The 4,187-nt window shown below is 48.0% G+C and carries 3 protein-coding genes; all 3 read right to left on the bottom strand.

Going from position 1 to position 4,187, the window contains the following annotated elements; genetic code table 11:
- Positions 1-111: 111 nt before the first annotated feature.
- On the bottom strand, positions 112-1,047 hold the full coding sequence (locus STRDD11_RS04000; protein ID WP_128835643.1) for a manganese-dependent inorganic pyrophosphatase: 936 nt from the start codon (positions 1,045-1,047) through the stop codon (positions 112-114).
- 452 nt (positions 1,048-1,499) lie between these two features.
- Positions 1,500-2,309 carry a pyruvate formate-lyase-activating protein gene (gene pflA, locus STRDD11_RS03995; RefSeq protein ID WP_128835641.1) on the bottom strand — a complete coding sequence of 270 codons (810 nt, stop codon included), beginning with the start codon at positions 2,307-2,309 and terminating at the stop codon, positions 1,500-1,502.
- A gap of 429 nt (positions 2,310-2,738) precedes the next feature.
- A partial coding sequence (locus STRDD11_RS03990; RefSeq protein ID WP_241209310.1) for an alpha,alpha-phosphotrehalase occupies positions 2,739-4,187 on the bottom strand: 1,449 nt, incomplete at its 5' end.

Genomic DNA, 4,187 nt, shown 5'->3' with positions numbered 1-4,187 from the left:
GGGAAGGTTTTGAGCTGGTGAATGAAACTTCCGCTAGGAAGTGTCAAAAAGATCCAGCGGAGGCTTTGAGGTGGCGGCGCTGACCTGATTTGAAGAGAAGTTCGAAGAGTATTAAGCGTTAAAACTTTCTGTCAGCTGCGGCACGACCTGTTTCTTACGGGAAACGGCACCAGCCAGAAAAGCATGATTGTTTTCAAGAACAAAGCCAAAGGCTGCTTCTACCTTGTCCGTGTTGCTGCCAACGGCCAAAATTTCAGAATTTGAGTTGACAATATCGGTAATCATGAGGACAAAGTCAGAATAGCCGTTTTCAGCATTGGTCTTAGCAATAGCTGCTTCAATCTCTGACTGGCGATCCAAAACTTCTGCAATATCAACTGTATTGACCTGAGCCACACGGACATTGTTTCCATTCAGCTCAAAGGTCTTGGCATCAATATCAATGAGCTCCTCAGCTGATTTGCTGGCCAGATTGGTGCCGGCCTTCAGCATGGCCAAGCCGTACTCTTCCAAATCAACTCCGGCCAATTCTGCCAACTCTGGGGCAATGTCCTTGTCCGTCGGATGGGTGGTTGGGGATTTGAGCAGCAATGTATCCGAAATCAAACCAGACAGCATGAGACCAGCGATTTCTTTTGGTACTGCAATGCCGTGTTCTTTAAACATACGGTAAACGATAGAGGAAGCCGAACCCACAGGCTCCAAGCGCATATAAAGGGGGCTGGCTGTTTCAAAGTTGGCCACACGGTGGTGGTCAACAACGCCGTAGACTTCCACATCCGCAATGTCAGCGACAGACTGCTGGAACTCATTGTGGTCTGTCAGGATGACCTGCTCAGCCCCCTCGGCCTTGGCAGAAGTGATCACGCGCGGCGCTGCAACACCGAAAGTTTCCAAAACGAAGGCCGTTTCTTCATTAGGCTCTCCAAGTGCCACTGCCTCTGTATCCAGACCATAAGCTTGACGAGCCAGATAGGCAAAAGCGTAGGAAGACCCGATGGCATCTGAGTCAGGATTTTGATGACCGAAAACTAAAATTTTAGACATGTCTTTACCTCTTAAACTTTTATATCCCTTATTTTAGCATATTTTAAGCTTTTTCACAAAAATAGACAGAAATTTTGCAAAAGAAAAAGCGGGGGACAGAAATCAGCAGACCAAGTCTCCATTTCACAGTCTCAGCCCGCGTGCCTCCACAGTCCGGAGGACTGGAGGCTGAGTAAGGGGATCGTCATTTCGTTTATCTTTTATGACTTTGTTAGCTCGCCTTGCTTTAACAGTCTAGCAGACTGTTGAAGGTTGCGGATAAAGGGAACGCAGTTCCCGGCTTTCGTCAAGTCCGAGAGACTGTTGACATGACAGATACAGAAAACAAAGTTTTGTCAGGGACCTTCTGCTGAGCTCAAAAAGCAAACAAAAAAGCCAATCAGCTGCTGCAGTATTCAGTGATGGCTGTTTTCATTGAGAGACCGGAGGCCTTGGTTTCAGCCTCCTCTAATCTAACTATTGTGCACTCGGTTCATGTACTCGGTATAGGACTCAGTCTGCATCAGTTCCTTGGCATTTTTAACCCGGTCCGCTGTTGGCGGCTTGACCCCTTCAAGAGAATAAGGAATGCCCAGCTCCCGCCACTTAAATTCTCCCATGGTATGGTAAGGCAGAATTTCAAATTTATCAACGTTTTTCAGTGTTTTGACGAACTTGCCCAATTCTATCAAATCGTCATCGCGGTCCGTCAGCCCCGGCACCAGAACGTGCCGAATCCAGACAGGCTTGCCAATGTCAGACAGGTATTGAGCACAAGCCAGAATATTCTTATTGGTCTGGCTGGTCACGATTTTATGCTGGGCATCATTGATTTCTTTGATGTCCAGCAGGACCAGATCCGTCACAGCCATCAGCTTGTCAAATTTCTTCAGATAGCGGGGAGTATTTCTGAAAGGCAGAGCACAGGTATCCAGCGTACAGTGGATGCCCAATTCCTTGGCCTTGGTGAAAAAGGCAATCAGAAAGTCAATCTGCAGCAGAGCCTCCCCGCCGCTGACCGTAATCCCGCCTTTATTGCCCCAAAAGCCCTTGTAGCGCAGGGCTTCCTGTAAAATATCATCCACCGTCCGCAGCTGGGATTTATTGGTCTCCATTTCCCAGGTATCGGGATTGTGGCAGTACTGGCAGCGCATATGGCAGCCCTGCAAGAAGACAATAAACCGAATGCCCGGTCCGTCAACCGCCCCGAAACTTTCGGTGGAGTGGACCATGCCCGTCACCTTTCCATAATCAACTGCTTCTTCGACTCTTTTATCAACCATGGCACAACCTCTTGAATCTGAAAACGTTTTATAACTAACTATATTATAACATGTATCAGCCTAAAATATGTACAATTTGCCTATTTTTTAGAAAACAAACTGTTTTTCAGTTTCATTTTCATTGTTTTACAACAGATCGGAAAAGGACCGAGAAATCCCCCTGAAACCGAAATGATCTTGTACGCTTCCTTCGAATAAAGCTGCAGGGTGCGCTGCTGATAAAGAAAAAAGCCGCCTGATTGGGCGGCTCTTTTAGGGAGATTATTATGAAAAAGTTTTAGGATTCAGGTGGGGAGATTATCCACAGCCTGTTTAATCAAATAAAGTTAGGAGGTCTTCATTTGATACTTTCAGTATAAAATAGAATTCTTAAAAAAACCTTAACCACTCACTGAAATCAGAAAAAAATTTTTTAAGCTTCTGCATGTGCTAAGGGAGGAATAAGGCCAGCGTCTCATAAGGTTTGAGGGTCATCACCTGACCTGCTTGGCTCTCACCGTAGTTTGACAACAGGACCTGTGCATTCTGATAATCAGGCAAAATGTCCACTGTAATCGGATCCGGATAAAAGTTATTGAGCACCAGAAGCTTCTGACCGGCCAAATGACGTTCAAAAGCATAGATCTGCGGGCTGTCTTCATAGGCCGGACTGTAGCTGCCCTCCGCAATCAAGGGCAGCTCCTTGCGCAGGGCAATCAGCTTCTGATAAAAAGTGAAAATCGGCCCGTCTTGTTCCTTGGTCACATTAATCTGCGGATAAGACTTGCCGGCCTTGAGCCAAGGCTGGCCGGTCGTAAAACCGGCATTGGGCGAGTCGTCCCACTGCATCGGTGTCCGGGAATTGTCGCGGGATTTGGCCTGGATAATCCGGAAAGCCTCCTCTGGCGATTGTCCAGCAGCCAGCAAGCTCTGGTAAGCATTGGTGGACTCCACATCCACATAATCATCCATTGAGTCATACTCTGGGTCAATCATGCCGATTTCCTCACCCATATAGATATAAGGTGTTCCGCGGGACAGATGAATGCTGGCTGCCAGCATGGTCGCTCCCTCATTGCGGAAGTGTTCCACATCAACAAAACGATTCAGGGCCCGCGGCTGATCGTGATTGTTCCAGAAAAGGGCGGACCAGCCGTCATGCTCACTCATTTCCCTGCCCCAAGTATGGAAAAGATGCTTCAGTTCCTCAAAGTCGAAAGCTTTGAGGGTCCATTTCTGACCGGCTTCATAGTCCACTTTCAGATGGTGAAAATTAAAGGCCATGGACAGCTCGTGACGGTCCGGAGCCGTGTAAAGAATACAGTTTTCAATGGTCGTAGCGCTCATTTCCCCGACAGTGACAAAGGAGCCGTCCTGACCGAAGGTTGCTTCATTGAGCATGTGCAGGTAATCGTGGGTAATGGGCTTATCCGTATAAGCCGGCTTGCCGTCATGCTCAGGGCAGTCTTCTAAAACAGCATCCTTGCCAATCACATTGATGACATCAAAGCGGAAGCCCTTGACGCCCTTGTCCCGCCAGAAATTGACTACCTTAAACAGCTCCTCGCGGACGTGAGGATTGCGCCAGTTGAGATCCGCCTGCGTCACATCATAGAGATGCAGATAGTATTTGCCGGTATCACCAAAGGGAGCCCAGGCGCTGCCGCCGAACTTGGACAGCCAATCGGTCGGCCGATCCTGAATAAAGAAGAAATCCTGATAGTAGGGGTCGCCAGCCAGAGCCTTCTGGAACCACTCATGCTCGATAGAGCAGTGATTGAGCACCATATCCAGCATAAAGTCGATTCCATGTTCCTTTCCGACCCGCACCATTTCTTCAAAGTCTGCCATATCGCCAAAAAGCGGATTGACGGCGGTGTAATCAGAAATATCATAGCC

The organism is Streptococcus sp. DD11 (assembly GCF_001578865.1).
Taxonomy (GTDB): Bacteria; Bacillota; Bacilli; order Lactobacillales; family Streptococcaceae; genus Streptococcus; species Streptococcus panodentis.
Note: the sequence above shows the minus strand (reverse complement) of the source record. Positions and strands in the feature narration are given on the sequence as shown.

Excerpts from the sequence above, each read along its gene's own strand:
- STRDD11_RS04000 (WP_128835643.1), bottom strand. The coding sequence starts at position 1,047 with ATGTCTAAAATTTTAGTTTTCGGTCATCAAAATCCTGACTCAGATGCC.
- pflA (WP_128835641.1), bottom strand. The coding sequence starts at position 2,309 with ATGGTTGATAAAAGAGTCGAAGAAGCAGTTGATTATGGAAAGGTGACG.